This window comes from Marivirga atlantica (assembly GCF_016734805.1).
Taxonomy (GTDB): Bacteria; Bacteroidota; Bacteroidia; order Cytophagales; family Cyclobacteriaceae; genus Marivirga; species Marivirga atlantica.
In genome coordinates, this window is the sequence record NZ_JAERQG010000001.1 from 1,540,336 (window position 1) to 1,557,474 (window position 17,139).

The following is a 17,139-nucleotide window of genomic DNA, read 5'->3' on the forward strand; positions in this document are numbered from 1 at the left end:
GTTTTTTTATGCCTACTAAAATGGTGTCATTTATATATTGCTTACCTAAGGTGTGTACATTATTAATGCATGTTTAGATAAGTGTTATATATCAACTGTAGTTGTCAAAAGTGTAAATGCTTAAACTGAGAAAAGTATATATCATAAAAGAGCCTCAGAATAAATTACTGAGGCCTTGTTAGCTTATAAATTGTGTGCATTATTCAATTGGATTCCATGTACTGAAACAACTTGAAGCCGAATTACCTTCCGGGTTAGTTGGACCAATGGATTCATGAAAGCCGTAAGGAAGTGATGGGTCTGTCTTAATTCTCATTACAGCATTTCCATTTCCCGCATCAATACATTTTCTAGCAAATCCTACATTTGCTACCACGGAGTATGCCACTTGGTAGGATAAGTATAAGTACCAGTATAGTTTATTCTTTTCTGTGACTGGTAATAATTTATTATTACTTAGCAAATCTATATTAATACTTTATAAGTGTATTACTGATCAGTTTTATAAATTTCGTTTTACAAAACTCATAAAAAAAAGCTCCTAATTTTAATTAGGAGCTTTATCCATGTTGTTGATTATTATTTCTAATTCATTAGCTGATCGAATGTAATCGAAACATAATAGATGGCACCAATTCGTGGTGCACCAAATGATTGATAGTAGTAATCATTAAAGATGTTTGAACCACCTACTTTAATCATTGATCTGATTGAAGGTACTTTATAGGTGAATTGTACATCAGCAGTTCCATATGCTGGAATGGTTCCGTCTCCAAACGAAGACTCCCAGAAGAACTCTGACTGCCATCTATAAACAAAGTTAAAGCCTAGCTTATCTGTAAGCTTTCTGTTACCAAATTTGACATTAAATTTGTGCTCAGGAGTGTTAAAGCCAAATACAAAGTCATCACTTGCATTCTGAGTATTAAGCTTATTATAGTTATAGTTAAATCCTATACTATATCTTTTTGGTAGTGTATAGCTTAACTCACCAGCAAAACCGTAAGCACTAATTTGTTCATTAGCGTTTGTATAAACCTGAAATGTATTGTCAGCAGTTCCATTAAAAAGGGTGAAATAGTTAGGAGTACCATCATTGTTTAAACTGGCTCTTCTCATTCTTTGCTGAACGATAAAGTTGTTGTAGCTATTAAAGTATCCCACAAAGTCAACCAATAGTTTATTGTTAACTACACTTTTGTAACCTATTTCCAATGATTGAACCTGTTCAGGTGCTACCGATTTAAAATCATCTACAACCTCCAAGTTTTCTGTAACCAAATTACCAGTTGCATAAAAAGTATTGGTCATTTCTTCTATTGACTCAATAGTATAAATGTTAGGGTTGGTACCAATTTCATACTGCTCTATGTTACCAGGTAAACCTCCTAAAAGTCTGCTTGAGATAATGTCGAGATTTATGTATTGACCTTGAGTTGTTGGGTTTCTAAAACCAGTTTGAGCTGAAACTCTAAAGTTGTGATCATCAGCAACAGTTAATACTGCTGCTAGTCTTGGACTGAAAACTGCGTTAAAATTCTCATTTTTATCAATCCTTACTGAACCTACTAGATTTAATTTATCGTCTATTACTTTTTTTGAACCTTGGGCAAATGCTCCATATTCATTAATTGTAATAGGATTATCTTCACTATCTGGGAAGATTGTTCCATTGGATCTTAGGTCGTATTGCCTAAAGCTTGCACCTACTAAAAGATCCATAAAGCCTAATTGCTCACTTAAATCATATTGGCCTTCAGCATGGTAAAGCCTAGACTGGTCATTGAATTTTGGACCAATAGGCACGGTTCCATTTTCTGCCTCATTCAAAATATTCTGTCCTTGTTCCGAATTTAAATCAACACCAAAAAAAGCTTCAGTACTTGTTCTGGCATATTCAAATGCTTGTTGTCTTTGTGCTTCTGTTAAATTTTCAGGTGAAGAGTTTTGTGGGTCAATTCCCTGTAGGTGTAGTGATGCTAAATAATTATAGGCGTAAGTTCCTAACCATCCAGAAACGTCACTAGAAAAAACTCCAACTGGGCTATTAGCCACTTGTAGATCTAGAATTCTTTTAGCATAAAATTCAGTGATATAAGAGTTTCCAGAATTCTCTAAAGTAGTATATCCTCTAACAAACCAATTATTACCTTCAGCTTGTAATCTATGCTGCTGAATGCCGAAATCCTTTAAAGAGTATCTTTGAGCACCAGTATAAATACTGGTACCCCAGCCACCATTATATAAGTAACTCAATTCTATATCGTCAGTTGGTCTAAAATAAAGACCTACGTTAGCTTTATAATTCTCAGCACCATAATCAATCACTTCATGTTCTCTGAAGGCTGAAGCAGAAACTACCTGATTTGGTAGGAATCCATTGTTTACGAAGTCGTTCACAGGAACACCTTTCTCAACGCCCTGAATCTGACTATTACCGCTAAGTTGACCTGCTAGTGTACTCCAATTTGATGAAAGCTGAAGAATCGATAAATTGATAGCAGCCTCATCACCCATAGTATTAGGAAAATCACTACCTGGGTTTCTGTAATTGCCAAACCTAGGATCTACTTCGCCATTTCTATCACTTGAATAATCAGTAGCATACCAGTCTTCTGCTCTCATATAACTACCGTTTACTTTAAATGCAAAACGATCATTGAACAAAGACTTTGCATATCTTAGAGAAGCCTCATACATAGGTTGTGGAGTACTAGGTGCTCCAGCTTCAGTATCAGCCCCTATATGGTTAACGCCTACTTTTGCAAAAGCACTTAATCCTTGGTACTCAAAAGCAGATTTACTTGTAACCCTCATTATACCATTGAATGCATTAGGTCCATAAAGTGCAGACTGGGCTCCGGGGATAAATTCAACGCTTTCAACGTCTAGCTCCGATGGCCCATTCAGGTTTCCGATAGGAAAGTTCAAGGCTGGTGCTTGGGTATCCATTCCATCTGTTAGTTGAACGAATCTGGTATTTCCGGTACTGTTGAAACCTCTGGCATTAACAATCTGGAAATTGATACTACTTTGTGTAACATCAACCCCTTTAAGGTATGAGATACCTTTATAGTAGTTGTCGGCAGGAGTTTGCTGAATCGCCAATACATCCATTTTCTCAATAGAAACTGGCGATTGTAGAATGTTTTCTTCCACTCTTGAAGCCGAAACTACAACTTCCTGGCCTAACAGAATCTCTTCACCCAGTTTAACCTTGATATCTGACTGACTACTTTCAGCAACATATTCAGTTGTTTTGTAACCTACCATGCTAAACTGTAAGGTTATAGGTGCTGGTAAATCAAGCTTCAAATTAAAATTACCGTCAAAGTCAGTAGTGGTTCCTAATACCTTCCCTTTGACTACTACGTTTACCCCTATTAGTGGTATTCCGCTGTCTTCATCTACTACAGTTCCGCTTAATTGCGTTTGTGCATTTGCAACAAAAGCGCTACTAATGAATAGGCAAAATACCAAACCTAGTCTCTTTAGTACATTTAATTTCATATAGTTTGTTTTTAGAATTTTATGCAACTTAATGTCGCACTTTAAAGGATATTTAACACATCAATCAACAATTTTAAATAATTTAAACCATTAATCCTTAATCAAAAAGAATTATCTTTTGTAATTGTAAATTTTTAAGGTGAATGCCATTAATTGCGTTATAAGTCGTCTTAAAATAGGAATAGATAAATGCAATCGTTGAACTTTCTACTCCTTTTGCTCAACACTATTGAATAGTTACTACAGATTGATTTAATTTGTAATTCATGAATTTCTATCAGCCCCAGGCATTTTGGCTTTTATCCTTACTTATTGTTCCTATCATTATCCATTTATTTCAATTTAGGAGATATAAGAAGCTATTATTTAGTAATGTAGCTTTCTTAAAAAAGGTTGATGAGGAAAAGAAACAAAATCGAAAGCTGAAACACCTCCTTATTTTATTGAGTAGACTCTTATTCTTAACATTTTTTATCATCTGTTTAGCGCAGCCATTTCTTGATAGGGAAGAAAAATTTGCTGATGTATCCCTTGGTATTATTGACAACAGCGCCTCAAATTTGACTATTCCTGAAGGTAATTCAAATACAGTGTTGGAAGATCACATGGATATTGTTAACAAACTGAGTGAACGATATAGTGACCTGCAGATTAAAGTTATTGATGCGACTGGAAATGATGTGCAGGCTTTCGAAATACCTGAGGTAAATAGTTCATTAACCAGCTTTAACCTGAAGGAACTGATGTCAACTCAGAAAATATCAAAGCAACTTATATTGTTCAGTGATTTTCAGAAGAATGTAATAGACGATAATATGGACTTATTGAGGGATACAACTGTTGATATAGTTTTGGTACCTGTCCACAAAGAAGTGCCTAAAACAGTTGTGTGGGATTCAATTTGGATTAAGAATCAGTCTGGGTTGGCTACAAACGATAAGTTGATGATAAACGTTTATAGCAGGTCGGGTAAGTTAGGAACAGACATTTCAATTATAGAAAATGACCAATATGTAGGTAACAGTGCTGTAGAGTTAAATGAATCAATAAACAGCTTGAATTTTAGTTTACCCATACAAAGCACTGATTTAGATAGGTCGCTAGTATTAAAAACTGATGAACAGTCCAGCATTTACGATAATGAGTTCTTTATTAGCTTGAGCCAGCAAAAAGCCCTCAAAACTCTTTACCTGTTTAATAAAAATCCCAATGACTATATAAAGTCTCTCTTTAGTGGTAATGAGTTGTTTGATTATCAGCAATCCAATATCGCTAATTATTCATTCCAGGCCTTGGAGCAATATGATTTTTTAGTGGCTGAATTGGGTGGAACGCTTTCCAGTCAGTCTTTAATGTTGCTTCGCCAGTTTGCGCAGCAGGGAGGAACATTGGTGCTAATCCCTTCTGAAGATTTTGTTGACTTAAACGAACTGGAAAAGTTTGGTGTCATTGATGCCAAGAGGAGAAATATTGATGAAAAGGTAGAGCTTTCTAATCCTGATTTTAACAATCCATTTTTTAATAATGTATTTAAAAATAAGGAAGAGCTTATTGATATGCCTGTCGCAAAGCCCTTGATTAACTGGAGACAGGGTAATAATTTACTAAGTTTTAAGGATGGTAGCCCTTTTTTATCAGTTGTAGAAAGTAACATTTATTTATTCAGTACCGAACTTACCGAGGCATATACCGACTTTCCAAAAACAGCTATTTTCCTACCAGTTTTTTATAAAATGGCTTTTTCCAATCAAGGTGAAAGTAGTGTCCATTATCATTATTTAGATGAGGAGCTAGTAGATTTAAGCTATATGCGTATATCAAATGGCGTAATTATTAAATTAGCCAATAATGGTAAAGCGTTAATACCTGATCAGCGTGAGAAGGGTTCTGGCAAAGAGATCATTATTCCAAAAGGTGAATTAGAACCTGGTTTTTATAATGTGTTAAATGCTAAGACAGACTCCATATATGGTCACTTGGCACTTAATTATCCGAAGGAGGAGAGTAAAGAAGGTTTCTACACTATTGCAGAGCTTAATACACTATTTAGTGATCAACCAAATGTTAAGGTTATTAATGAACCGGGCTTTGATAAACTAAATGAGTACATTACTGAAAGCAAAGAAGGTTTTCCTTTGTGGAAATACTTCTTAATATTAGCTTTGTTGAGTTTGTTAGCAGAGGTTTTAATTATCCGTTTTTATAAGTAAGATGCGCTTATACTTTAAAGAAGTTGAAATAATAGATTCTAATAGCTCCTTCCATGAGCAAAAGGTGAATATCTTAATTGAAGACGGAAAGATAAAAGATATTCATTCTACCGAAGAAACTCCTAAAGTTGATAGAATAATTAATGTTCCTAATCTGAAAGCTTCAACTTCCTGGCTTGATATGAAAGTATTTAGTGGTGAGCCAGGCGAAGAGTATAGGGAAGATATAGAGAGCCTTTCTGAAGCTTTAAAATATGGAGGTTTTGGTTATGCGCTATTAATGCCTAATACTAATCCTGTAATTCAGCAAAAAGCAGATATTAAATCAATTTTAGCCAAGAATATAGGACAGCTAACGCAAATATTGCCCGCAACGGCTATCTCAAAAGATTGTGAAGGTGAGGAGATGAATGAGATGCTCGATCTGCATACTGCCGGAGCCCGAGCATTTACTGATGGTGCTAATCCTATGTGGAACAGTGACCTACTGGTAAAGACTTTACAATACCTGCAAAAGTTTGATGGCCTGTTGATCAATTTTCCGCAGGACAGAAAACTGGCAATGTTCGGCCAAATGAATGAAGGTATTACCAGCACCGGAATGGGCTTAAAAGGAATTCCTAATGTGGCTGAAGAAATCATGATACAGCGTGATTTGGAGCTTTTGCGGTATGCAGGAGGTAAAATTCATTTCAGTTGCATCAGCACAGCTAAGAGTCTTAATCTTATTAAGTCAGCCAAAGAGGGGGGCTTAAAAGTAACATGCGATGTAAACATTCATCATTTAATATTAGATGATAGTTTGCTCGAAAGTTTTAATACAAATTACAAATTGTTGCCACCTTTAAGAGGCAAAGCTGATCAGCAAGCTTTAGTTAATGGCGTGAAGGATGGAGTGATTGACGTTATTGTTTCAGGCCATCAGCCCTATGATGAGGACCACAAGAAAATGGAGTTCGATTTAGCCGCTTTTGGAATTATGGGAACACAAATTCTCTATCCGCTTTATCATAAATATTTAAAGGATGAGATTCCGTTAAATATCTTTTTAAAGTGTATCAACGAGAATCCGAAAGCAATACTAGGCGTTAAGCAGTCTGCCATCGAGAAAGGGCGAATAGCTGACTTAACCTTTTTCACGGATTCAAGCTGGACTTTTGATCAATCAACAAATAAATCAAAAAGTAATAATAGCCCTTTTATTGGAGAACAGTTTGATGCTTTGCCTGTTGCACTTATTGCCAACGGACAAACATTTTTATCTGATTTATTCAACTAATATCTTATATGAATTTAATACTAAAAGTAAGCCTTAGGTATAGCATTATTGCTTTTTTCTTCATCTTCCTCATGTTTTTTATCTCAATTCTCATTGATAAAAACCCTGTGGTATATACAAGTAATATTGTTTTTATAGGGCCACTAATTGCTATTTTCTTGTTTTTGGCCATTAAGGCTTTTAAGCAGTTGAATCAGTTTGGTCTGCGCTTCTGGCAGGGCTTTAGTGTTGGTATGTTATATACCATTTTCTTCACCATCTTATTTGCTTCGTTCCTCGTAATATATGCTAACTTTTTTGATGAAGTTTATTTTGATGAATACCGTCAGATGATAATGGAGAAACTAATGGCAGGTAAGGATATGCTGGTTGAAAACCTTGGGGAAGATGGTTATAAGGAGTATCTAAAGTCTAGTGAATCGTCTAACACAAGGATTATAGGGAGTCTAAGTACAAATAACATCATCATAGGGATGTTAGTAACACCGTTGGTTTCATTATTCATGCGTACCAACGAGCCTAAAGCCTAATATATGAGTTACGCGATAAGTTTAGTTATACCGGTTTTTAATGAAGAGGAATCGCTTCCTGAATTAACCAAATGGATTCATGATGTAATGCTTCAACATCCGATGTGGGCGTTTGAAATAATTATGGTTGATGATGGCAGCAGAGATGATTCCTGGGACATCATCAATAAGCTATCAAAAGATTATGTATCAGTAAGAGGTATTAAGTTTGCCAGAAATTATGGTAAATCGGCTGCTCTTCATACAGGCTTCAATGCAGCAAAAGGCGATGTAGTGATCACAATGGATGCCGATATGCAGGACAGTCCTGATGAAATTCCTGCACTGTATAAAATGATTACAGAAGAAGGTTATGACATAGTATCGGGTTGGAAAAAGAAAAGACATGACCCCATTGGCAAGACTATTCCTTCTAAATTCTTCAACTACGTAACTCGAAAGATTTCAGGAATTAAACTGCACGACTTCAATTGTGGACTTAAGGCATATAAAAGGAAGGTAGTAAAGAATATTGAAGTGTATGGCGAAATGCATAGATATATACCTGTTATAGCCAAGTGGAGTGGTTTTACCAATATCGGTGAAAAGGTGGTTCAGCATAAAGCTAGAAAATATGGTGAGACTAAATATGGGCTTGAGCGCTTCTTATTTGGTTTTTTGGATTTACTTTCCATCACTTTTGTTTCTAAGTTTAAGAAAAGCCCGATGCACTTTTTTGGTGCCTTGGGTACCCTTTCATTTATTTTTGGCTCCTTAGTAACGGGCTATGTGGTTGGCAAGAAGTTTTACGAAATTCATAACAATATGCCGGTGAGGGAAATTGTAGATCAACCACTTTTCTTTTTGGCACTGGTGGCTTTGATCATAGGAGTTCAATTATTTTTGGCGGGCTTTATTGGGGAGATGATCACCATGAACTCACCTAAAAAATTAGATTATATAGTAGAAGAGGAAGTTTGATCTATGCGCTTTTACTCTGTAATAATCCCTGTTTATAATAGACCGAACGAGGTTGATGAGCTTTTGGAGAGCCTTACTAAGCAACAATTTACAAATTTTGAGGTGTTAATTGTAGAGGATGGTTCTACAGAGAAATGTGAAAAGGTCTGCGAAAAATTTACAGATCAGCTAAATCTGCAATATTATTTTAAAGAGAACTCTGGCCAAGGTTTTAGCCGCAACTTTGGTTTTGAAAAAGCCAAGGGTGATTATTTCATTGTTTTTGATTCAGACTGCATAATACCTGAAGATTATTTCGAAGTGGTTGAAAAAGCCCTTGATGAACATAGCTGGGATGCCTTTGGAGGCCCGGATGCCGCGCTAGATACTTTTACTACTACGCAAAAGGCTATCAGTTATTCAATGACTTCCTTCTTTACTACAGGAGGAATTCGTGGAGGTAAAGTTCAGGTTGGTACTTTTAGGCCAAGGAGCTTTAATATGGGGATTTCAAAAGAAGTATTTGATAAAACAGGAGGCTATCTCATAACCCGAATGGCAGAGGACCTGGAATTCAGTATCAGAATTGAAAAGGCTGGCTTTAAAATGGGTTTAATTCCTGATGCCAAAGTATATCATAAGCGCAGAACCAGTTTAGCTCAATTTTACAAGCAGCTATTCTTTTTTGGGAGGGGAAGGATTAATATTTTCCGTTTCTATAAGTCAGAATTGAAGCTTATGCATTTTTTTCCTTTGGCATTCACTTTAGGCCTTATTGCTGTTCCTTTCATCAAATCTTACAATAATGCTATTGGTAATGTAGCACTTGGGCTGTTTCTCTTTTATAGTGTAATGATTTTTGCTGATGCTCTCTTTAGAAGCAATAGCTTTAAAGTAGCCTTTCTAAGTATTGCTGCTGCTTTCACCCAACTAATCGCATACGGCTTAGGTTTCTTGAAAGAGTTATTCACATTTATTGTACAACCGAAGCCTTCCGGACTAAATAGATAATTTCATCTTTTGGTAAAGCATATTTCTCTATCCATTCCTTCGGAATTTCATTAATGTAATCTACTTCATCAACTGTAAATCCGGCCTTTCTCAATCGGTCAGGATAATCTTTTCCGTAAAGCCTGACATGATCATCCTGTCCAAAAATTCTTTCTCTCTCTTTCGGGTCAGTAATTGAGGCATCTTCAAAAGTTTCATCGGGAATAGGAGGAAAGAAAGGTACTTGTATAATTCCCCACCCATTAGGTTTTAGCACCCGATGTAACTCACCCATAGCTTTAAGGTCATCGTCAACATGTTCCATTACATGATTACAAAAGGTGACATCAAAAGTGTTTTCAGAAAATGGAATGTCATGTATGTCCATTTTCACTTTGGCAAGCGGTGATTCAATGTCAGCTGTGATGTAATTTTCACCATGAATTTCCTCAAATCTATCCATAAAGCACTGCTCAGGTGCCACATGAAGCATCTTCAGTTTACTTTTAAAGAAATCAGTTTTATTTTCCAGATATAGCCAGATGAGACGATGTCTTTCTAATGAAAGTGTATCGGGGCATAAAGCATTAGGACGAGGATTTACTCTGCCATAAGGTAAAAACTTACGATATCCTTTCTTATTGATGGGGCAATAAACGTTGCTTCCTCTATAGAACAGACCAATTACTTTTAGGGCAACCCCACTTACTAACTGAATATATTTTCGAGGAATATTCCGAAGAATAAAACTAATTAGGTACTTCATACATCATTTATAATGTGCGCAAAGTTAATGGTCTTTCTAGAATTTGTGATGCTTTACCAAATAAGTTATTGTTTGAAGTTAATCTTTTGTTGAGTAGATCTAAGCAAAGATAATGTGTGTTTAATCAAATAAAAGCAGTTTTATTAGGTTTCATTTACGGAAAATCACCATTATTGTAGCATGTGTGTAAGGTGTTTTTTAGTAGTCATATGTGTTTTATATAGTCTGAGTGGAGCAGCCCAAATAGACTATAAGAAAAACTCTACTGAGAAAATTGAGCGTGAACCTGATTTAATTCCTAAGAATGAAAAGCAGCCCAGGCGTTTGTTGAGTATCTATACAAATGATACCAAAAGCATTTTGTATGGTAACCCTTGTATGGATGAGGTTACGGCTCGTTTCGGTTATGAATATGTAGTAATGCCTAAAAATGCCCATGGCTTTTCAAGTGGTATTAATAAAGCCTTACATAATTTTGGCGTTAAATTTATACTCTTCTTTCGTAATCCTTTCTGGAAAGTAATTGTCAACAAAAAAGCCAAAGAGTGTCGTCAGAAAACCGGTGATTATATGGGGTAGCTTTTTTTTAGAACAAGCTCCCAAAAAGCAATACAAGACAAACAATAATCAGCACAACACCTATCAAAAGAATAACAGTATTTCGTTTTCTATTGGCTTGCGCTTTAGCTTTTATAACTTTTAACACCTCAGGATCAGCTTTTTATATTTTGATTTTTTGGTCCTTTCTTGCCTCCTTTTTGAGTTAAGTTTCTATTAAGCGAATCTTTTAATAGAGCTCTATTACTCTTCATGCCATCCATTCCTGCTCTAGTAAATCCTATTCCACCTCCCATAATTTTGTTTGTTAATTCAATTCAAGATAATAGAATTTAGCTTAAAAGAATAAGTTTTGATTATATCGTCATTCCCGAAAATTAAGAAGTGTAACGAAGTAATTTATCGGGGATCTGTTCTATTTTAACGGGTGGTTAAAATGAATTACACTAGAAAACTAGTTTTCTACTTAAAGATTCCCTTTTTCAAGGAATCTTCAAATTAACCATTATTTAAACTTTTAAAACATTCCCTGAATATCTCATCTATATTTGAACCCATTTCTTCCAAAACCAAGTCATTCAATATGCGATAAGACGCTCTCTTGCTATTGTAATTCAAGATATATGACTTATTGAATACAATTTCATTTTCAAGTAAGAACTTTTCTTTTTTCTTGGCTAATTGTTCCATGTTATTGGTAAAGCAATCGACTGCCTCTTTAACATTTTTTCCATAGAATTCTGAATCCATATCCATCTCTTTTAGGTTAATTATAAGTTAGCTATTTTCCACATGCAAACAAAAAAAAGAGTGCCCTTGCGAGCACTCTAACCATCAAAACAAAACATATTGTCTTCTAATTGCTAAAACTGAGCTTCTTCAGTAGAACCTTTCAAGGCGGTAGTAGAAGCTTTTCCTTGTGTTACTGTATTTTGAACCATATCAAAGTAAGCGGTACCCACAAATGCCTGGTGCTTCACAGCTTTGAAGCCATCTGCCTGAAGCGCAAACTCTTTTTGTTGCAGTTTAGAGTAACCAGCCATGCCTTCTTCTTTGTAGGCCTTACTGATTTCGAACATAGCCGTATTTAAGGCATGGAAACCTGCCAATGTGATGAACTGGAACTTATAACCCATCTCAGCTAATTTTTCTCTGAACTCTAACATCTCATTTTGTGTCAGTTTAGAAGCCCAGTTGAATGAAGGGGAGCAGTTGTAAGCCAACATCTTATCAGGATACTTTTCTTTAATAGCCTGAGCAAATTCTCTTGCTTCTCCTAAGTCAGGATGTGAAGTTTCACACCAGATAAGGTCGGCATAAGGGGCATAGCTCAAACCTCTACTGATAGCTTGCTGTAAACCATTTTTTACTTTGAAGAAACCTTCATCAGTTCTTTCACCACTTTCAATAAACTCGTGATCTCTTGGATCGATGTCGCTTGTTAATAGGTTAGCAGCGTCTGCATCAGTTCTGGCTATGATTATAGTGGGCGTACCCATTACATCGGTTGCTAAACGAGCGGCAACCAATTTGTTGATAGCTTCCTGAGTAGGTACTAATACTTTTCCGCCCAGGTGACCACATTTTTTAGCAGACGACAATTGGTCTTCAAAGTGAACACCAGCTGCTCCGGCTTCAATCATGCCTTTCATTAATTCGAAGGCATTTAAGTTGCCACCGAAGCCTGCTTCTGCATCTGCAACAATTGGCGCTAACCAATGTACATCACCTTCACCAGTTACCGACTGGATTTGGTCTGCTCTTAATAGGGCATTGTTAATACGCTTTACAACACTCGGTACACTATCGGCAGGGTAAAGGCTTTGGTCTGGGTACATTTGGCCACCTAGGTTCGCATCTGCAGCTACTTGCCATCCGCTTAAATAGATTGCTTTTAATCCGGCCTGAACCTCCTGAATGGCCTGGTTTCCTGTAAGAGCTCCTAAGCCAGCTACATATTCTTCAGACTTTAATAGGTTCCAAAGTCTTTCAGCACCGTGCTTAGCTAAACTGTGCTCGATTTTCACAGAACCACGTAGTTTCACTACTTCTTCTGCTGTATAAGGTCTTTCAACACCTTTCCACCTTGGGTTGGTAGACCATTCTTGTACTAATTCATTTATCTTTTCTTGCGTAGTCATCTTTGTTATTATTTAAGGTTTAATGATTAATTCTATTAATTAAGAGGCTTATAAAAATGGATATGCCTTTAGCGTTAAGAATTCCTCAAAGTCAGAATCCATTACCAGTTCTTCTAAGAGGATAACCGCTAAATCAATCTTGGCAGTATCCAGTCTTTCCTGAGGTAACATGGCTTTCACTTTTTCTAATTCTTCGGCTACCAATCTTTTGAAAAGTGCTCTGTTGAAAATCTTTCCATTTTTGAAGCTGATGTGGTTATGGTACCATTGCCATAATTGGGCTCTGCTGATTTCTGCGGTAGCGGCATCTTCCATTAAGTTGTAAAGCGCTACAGCTCCTTGTCCCTGCAACCAGGCTTCAATGTATAGTAAGCTTACGTTGATGTTCATGCGCACCCCTTTTTCGGTGATTACACCGAAAGTGTCATCGAAAGAGCAAAGGTCTTTGGCCTCAACGCATAATGTTTCACGCTTCTCTTCTCTTTGGTTTTTGCGGCCTTGAAGCACGTCATCAAATACTTCATATACGGTGTCGATTAAACCTGGGTGAGCTACCCAGCTGCCATCATAGCCTGCTGTTGCTTCAATGGTTTTATCTTTTCTTACTTTTTGTAAAGCATCTTTATTGGTTTCCTCATCTTTTGAAGGAATGAAAGCGGACATTCCACCGATAGCCATCGCACCTCTTTTGTGGCAAACCTGTACCAATAAATTGGCATAAGCTTTCATAAATGGAACGGTCATCGTCAGGTTTACCCTATCAGGTAAAATATATTCTGGTCTGTCTCTGAACTGCTTGATTACACTGAATAAGTAATCCCATCTACCGGCATTTAAGCCGGCCATGTGCTTACGCAAAGAATAAACTATTTCTTCCATTTGGTAAGCAGCAGTAATTGTTTCTACTAAAACTGTAGCTTTGATTGTTCCAGACTGAAGGCCTAAAGCTTCCTGAGCGTATTCAAAAACATCATTCCACCATTCAGCTTCTTTGTAATGCTCTAGTTTTGGTAGGTAGAAGTACGGGCCTGCACCTCTTCTTAGCAACTCATGTGCATTATGGAAAAAGTAAAGACCGAAATCGAATAATGAAGCAGCTATAGGTCTTTCATTAATTTCGAAATGCTTTTCTACCAGATGCAAACCTCTTGGTCTTACTTTAAGCGTAGCTGTTTGCTCATTTAAAGTATAGCTTTTGCCTTGCTCGTTGGTGAAATCAACCTGGTGTCTAATGGCATCAAATAAGTTTTGCTGACCATCCAACATATTTTCGATAGTTGGTGAAGAGGCATCTTCAAAATCAGCCATGAAAACTTTAGCTTTACTGTTTAGCGCGTTAATGATCATTTTACGATCAACGGGGCCTGTAATCTCCACTCTTCTATCTAACAGTATTTCGGGTAATTCCGCTACCTGCCAGTTTTTATCAGAACGGATATGTGCGGTTTCTCTTAAGAAATCAGGTTGCTCACCTGCAGAGAAAGCGCGTTGTTGTGATTTTCTGGCTTCCAAAAGCGCTCTTCTTCTTTCATCAAAGCGCTCGTGTAATTCAAGCAAAAAGTTTTTGGCCTCATCAGTTAATAAGGCATGCTTTAATTCTTGAGTGTTTCTTGCTTTGGGCTTTATTGCTGATAGTGTTTCCATTGTCTTAATTTTTTGCTGATGATGAATCAAACTTAGGGAAGCGAAAATTATTAAACAAGCGAATATTCGCTAATGAAAATTATTCGCTATATTAGCGAATGGCTTCTCGGTAAGCAGGGCATGAAAAGCGGAGATAAAAAAAAATAAAGTTTTTTTATTCGCTTGCTTAGTGTAGAGCCTTTTGATGATGATTCGCCAGAAAATGTTAACAACATGGAAGTTACAGAAGAAAATATAAGGCTCATTTTTGGGCTTAAGGTTAGGCAGCTCAGGCAGGAAAAAGGTCTTTCCTTTGCTGCACTTAGTAAGGATACAGGCTTAAGTGCCTCATACCTTAATGAAATAGAGAAAGGCAAGAAATATCCTAAAACGGAGAAAATAGCGAAGCTTGCTGAATCTTTAGGCGTAAGTTATGATTGGCTGATTTCCCTTCAGCTCAGTAAGAACCTGGCACCTGTAAGCCAACTTTTGAAATCGAATCTACTTTCTGATTTACCCTTAGAAATGTTTGGGCTGGAGCCTGCTGTATTATTGGAAATGCTTAGTAATGCTCCAGCCAAATTAGGTGCTTTCTTAAGTACCATTATTGAAATAAGCAGGAACTATGGTATGCAGGTGGAAAACCTCTATTATAATATGCTGCGCTCTTACCAGGAGATGTATGATAATTACTTTGAGGAATTGGAGCAATCTGTTAAAGCCTTTAAAAAGAAGTATGTACAGCCGGATGAGGAAGGGCTTTCTTATGAGACGCTGGCTTCCATTTTAATAAATGATTTTAATTATTCCATTGATAAAGAAAGTTTGGGCAGTCAGGTAGAGCTTGCCAAACTGAGAACGATTTTCATGGAAGGAGATAAAAAGCGACTGCTCTTAAATCCTCTTTTAAATGAAGCACAACAGCGCTTTGCAGTAGGGCAGGAGCTGGCTTATGCCTATCTTAAACTTAAGCCCAGACCAAAAACTACTACCTGGATTGAGGTAAGCTCTTTCGAGGAATTGTTAAATAATTTTAAAGCTTCGTACTTCTCATGTGCACTTTTGCTGGATGAAGATTTGGTGAAGCAAGATCTTGAAAAATGGCTCAAGCAAGATGCTCTTGATGCAGATTTATTGATGAGTTATTTGGATAAATACCAGTGTTCCCCGGAAGTATTGCTTCACCGAATGACTAATCTATTGCCTCGCCATTTCGGAATAAGAGAGCTATTCTTTTTAAGGTTTACCAAGAATGAGGATAAATTCAAACTCACTAAAGAAATGCATCTTTCAGGTTTGCATAATCCACATGGTACGGCTTTAGACGAGCATTATTGCCGCAGGTGGATATCCATTGAGTTATTACAAAAGATGAATGTGGTTGGTGATAAAAAAGTGATCTGCAAAAGTCAAAGGAGTAAATATGCTGATTCTGACAATGAGTATCTGATTATTACGCTGGCGAAAGTATCGGAGAATCCTTCAGTGCCTAATAGTAGTGTATCAATTGGCATGCTGATCAATAAAAATTTGAAGCAGAAACTGAAGTTTTGGAACGATCCGAATATTCCTATCCGTGTGGTAAATGAAACCTGTGAGACCTGCTCTCTAAGAAATTGCGAGGAGCGCGCTGCGCCACCTGAGCGCTATGAAACCAAGCAGAAAAATATTGCCATGAAGGCTGCTTTGAAGGCACTCACTGAGAGCTAAATGTGCGTAACAATTGTTACTAAAGTTGGTAGGCGATCAAGCTACTTTTGTGACAAACAAAAAAGGGAATGATAGAAATTATAGGATTTATATGTGCAGCTATTATAGGTATCTCGCTCGGGCTAATTGGAGGAGGCGGTTCAATATTGACCGTTCCGGTTTTAGTTTATCTGCTTGGTGTTGATCCTATTTTGGCTACTGCCTATTCTCTTTTTATTGTAGGCCTTTCTGCTTTAATTGGTGGTATTAGCTATGCAAGAAAAGGACTGGTTGCCTATAAAACAGGAGCGGTTTTTACCATTCCCGCTTTATCCACTGTGTATTTAACACGTCTTTATCTGGTGCCAAATCTACCTGAAGTATTATTTACAGTAGGCGCATTTGATGTGCATAAACATTTAGGTATTTTATTACTTTTCGCGATTCTAATGGTTATAGCGGCTATTTCTATGATCCGAAGAGGCAGTGGTGAACAAGTTGTAAACCCTGATCATACTTCAGGAAAGTCTAACTATTTACTGATGGTTTTTGCAGGTATAATAGTAGGTTTACTGGCAGGCATGGTGGGAGCAGGTGGTGGATTTCTAATTATTCCTGCTCTTGTGATTTTTGGCAGACTACCAATGAAAAAGGCAATTGGTACCTCTTTACTTATTATTGCTGTCAATTCCTTAATTGGCTTTACGGGAGATTTACAAGTGGGGCTTCCGATAGACTGGATTTTTCTTTTAAAATTTGCGGGTATTGCTGGAGCAGGTATTTTCATTGGAACATTTTTCTCAGAAAAGGTAAATGGTCAGCAATTAAAGAAGGGCTTTGGATGGTTTGTGTTAGCAATGGGCTGCTTAATACTTGTTAAAGAGTTGCTTTTGTAAAAATAAAA

15 protein-coding genes are annotated in these 17,139 nt (G+C 36.8%); 8 read left to right on the top strand and 7 right to left on the bottom strand.

Annotated features, from left to right (window positions below; genetic code table 11):
• Positions 1-199: 199 nt before the first annotated feature.
• Together JKP34_RS07000 and JKP34_RS07005 are read right to left on the bottom strand one after the other, a co-directional pair.
• Positions 200-388, bottom strand: coding sequence for a hypothetical protein (locus tag JKP34_RS07000; RefSeq protein ID WP_201919082.1), 189 nt, complete (start codon positions 386-388; stop codon positions 200-202).
• Positions 389-585: 197 nt separating this feature from the next.
• The gene (locus JKP34_RS07005; protein ID WP_201919084.1) at positions 586-3,510 is read right to left on the bottom strand and encodes a TonB-dependent receptor; all 2,925 of its coding nucleotides are present in this window, start codon (positions 3,508-3,510) and stop codon (positions 586-588) included.
• 266 nt (positions 3,511-3,776) lie between these two features.
• Between JKP34_RS07005 and JKP34_RS07010 the strand changes: the two genes are divergently transcribed.
• Genes JKP34_RS07010 through JKP34_RS07030 form a run of 5 tightly spaced genes read left to right on the top strand, consistent with a single transcriptional unit; the run spans position 3,777 to position 9,479 of the window.
• Positions 3,777-5,720, top strand: coding sequence for a BatA domain-containing protein (locus tag JKP34_RS07010; protein WP_201919086.1), 1,944 nt, complete (start codon positions 3,777-3,779; stop codon positions 5,718-5,720).
• Between the two features lies 1 nt (position 5,721).
• Positions 5,722-6,999: a dihydroorotase gene (locus JKP34_RS07015; RefSeq protein WP_201919087.1), complete on the top strand. Its 1,278-nt coding sequence runs from the start codon at positions 5,722-5,724 to the stop codon at positions 6,997-6,999.
• 8 nt (positions 7,000-7,007) lie between these two features.
• On the top strand, positions 7,008-7,529 hold the full coding sequence (locus JKP34_RS07020; RefSeq protein ID WP_201919089.1) for a DUF4199 domain-containing protein: 522 nt from the start codon (positions 7,008-7,010) through the stop codon (positions 7,527-7,529).
• 3 nt (positions 7,530-7,532) lie between these two features.
• Positions 7,533-8,489 (top strand): glycosyltransferase family 2 protein, encoded by a 957-nt coding sequence (locus JKP34_RS07025; RefSeq protein WP_201919091.1) that lies wholly within the window; start codon positions 7,533-7,535, stop codon positions 8,487-8,489.
• Between the two features lie 3 nt (positions 8,490-8,492).
• Positions 8,493-9,479, top strand: coding sequence for a glycosyltransferase (locus tag JKP34_RS07030; protein WP_201919093.1), 987 nt, complete (start codon positions 8,493-8,495; stop codon positions 9,477-9,479).
• Here the strand turns inward: JKP34_RS07030 and JKP34_RS07035 are convergent.
• Positions 9,442-10,224, bottom strand: a complete 783-nt coding sequence (locus tag JKP34_RS07035; protein ID WP_201919095.1) for a class I SAM-dependent methyltransferase — start codon at positions 10,222-10,224, stop codon at positions 9,442-9,444. The two genes, JKP34_RS07030 and JKP34_RS07035, sit on opposite strands and share 38 nt — an antisense overlap.
• 180 nt (positions 10,225-10,404) lie before the next feature.
• Between JKP34_RS07035 and JKP34_RS07040 the strand changes: the two genes are divergently transcribed.
• Positions 10,405-10,803: a hypothetical protein gene (locus tag JKP34_RS07040; RefSeq protein WP_201919097.1), complete on the top strand. Its 399-nt coding sequence runs from the start codon at positions 10,405-10,407 to the stop codon at positions 10,801-10,803.
• Positions 10,804-10,937: 134 nt separating this feature from the next.
• Here the strand turns inward: JKP34_RS07040 and JKP34_RS07045 are convergent, their stop codons facing one another.
• From JKP34_RS07045 to aceB, 4 genes are all read right to left on the bottom strand, one after another.
• Entirely contained in the window at positions 10,938-11,078 is a 141-nt protein-coding gene (locus JKP34_RS07045) for a hypothetical protein (protein ID WP_201919099.1), read from the bottom strand.
• A gap of 202 nt (positions 11,079-11,280) precedes the next feature.
• Positions 11,281-11,532 carry a hypothetical protein gene (locus JKP34_RS07050; RefSeq protein WP_201919102.1) on the bottom strand — a complete coding sequence of 84 codons (252 nt, stop codon included), beginning with the start codon at positions 11,530-11,532 and terminating at the stop codon, positions 11,281-11,283.
• 113 nt (positions 11,533-11,645) lie between these two features.
• Positions 11,646-12,923: an isocitrate lyase gene (gene aceA / locus JKP34_RS07055; protein WP_201919104.1), complete on the bottom strand. Its 1,278-nt coding sequence runs from the start codon at positions 12,921-12,923 to the stop codon at positions 11,646-11,648.
• A gap of 48 nt (positions 12,924-12,971) precedes the next feature.
• Positions 12,972-14,567, bottom strand: coding sequence for a malate synthase A (gene aceB, locus JKP34_RS07060; RefSeq protein ID WP_201919106.1), 1,596 nt, complete (start codon positions 14,565-14,567; stop codon positions 12,972-12,974).
• 162 nt (positions 14,568-14,729) lie between these two features.
• Between aceB and JKP34_RS07065 the strand changes: the two genes are divergently transcribed.
• Together JKP34_RS07065 and JKP34_RS07070 are read left to right on the top strand one after the other, a co-directional pair.
• Complete coding sequence (locus tag JKP34_RS07065; protein WP_236664908.1) at positions 14,730-16,256, top strand: helix-turn-helix domain-containing protein; 1,527 nt, start codon at positions 14,730-14,732, stop codon at positions 16,254-16,256.
• A 68-nt stretch (positions 16,257-16,324) separates the two neighbouring features.
• Positions 16,325-17,131 (top strand): sulfite exporter TauE/SafE family protein, encoded by an 807-nt coding sequence (locus JKP34_RS07070; RefSeq protein WP_201919109.1) that lies wholly within the window; start codon positions 16,325-16,327, stop codon positions 17,129-17,131.
• The last annotated feature ends 8 nt before the right edge of the window (positions 17,132-17,139 follow it).

What these genes read in the sequence shown, in the direction of transcription:
- aceA (WP_201919104.1), bottom strand. Translation starts at nt 12,923, where the DNA reads ATGACTACGCAAGAAAAGATAAATGAATTAGTACAAGAATGGTCTACC.
- JKP34_RS07025 (WP_201919091.1), top strand. Translation starts at nt 7,533, where the DNA reads ATGAGTTACGCGATAAGTTTAGTTATACCGGTTTTTAATGAAGAGGAA.
- JKP34_RS07070 (WP_201919109.1), top strand. Translation starts at nt 16,325, where the DNA reads ATGATAGAAATTATAGGATTTATATGTGCAGCTATTATAGGTATCTCG.
- JKP34_RS07030 (WP_201919093.1), top strand. Translation starts at nt 8,493, where the DNA reads ATGCGCTTTTACTCTGTAATAATCCCTGTTTATAATAGACCGAACGAG.
- JKP34_RS07015 (WP_201919087.1), top strand. Translation starts at nt 5,722, where the DNA reads ATGCGCTTATACTTTAAAGAAGTTGAAATAATAGATTCTAATAGCTCC.
- JKP34_RS07035 (WP_201919095.1), bottom strand. Translation starts at nt 10,224, where the DNA reads ATGAAGTACCTAATTAGTTTTATTCTTCGGAATATTCCTCGAAAATAT.
- JKP34_RS07005 (WP_201919084.1), bottom strand. Translation starts at nt 3,510, where the DNA reads ATGAAATTAAATGTACTAAAGAGACTAGGTTTGGTATTTTGCCTATTC.
- aceB (WP_201919106.1), bottom strand. Translation starts at nt 14,567, where the DNA reads ATGGAAACACTATCAGCAATAAAGCCCAAAGCAAGAAACACTCAAGAA.
- JKP34_RS07020 (WP_201919089.1), top strand. Translation starts at nt 7,008, where the DNA reads ATGAATTTAATACTAAAAGTAAGCCTTAGGTATAGCATTATTGCTTTT.
- JKP34_RS07040 (WP_201919097.1), top strand. Translation starts at nt 10,405, where the DNA reads ATGTGTGTAAGGTGTTTTTTAGTAGTCATATGTGTTTTATATAGTCTG.
- JKP34_RS07010 (WP_201919086.1), top strand. Translation starts at nt 3,777, where the DNA reads ATGAATTTCTATCAGCCCCAGGCATTTTGGCTTTTATCCTTACTTATT.
- JKP34_RS07050 (WP_201919102.1), bottom strand. Translation starts at nt 11,532, where the DNA reads ATGGATTCAGAATTCTATGGAAAAAATGTTAAAGAGGCAGTCGATTGC.
- JKP34_RS07045 (WP_201919099.1), bottom strand. Translation starts at nt 11,078, where the DNA reads ATGGGAGGTGGAATAGGATTTACTAGAGCAGGAATGGATGGCATGAAG.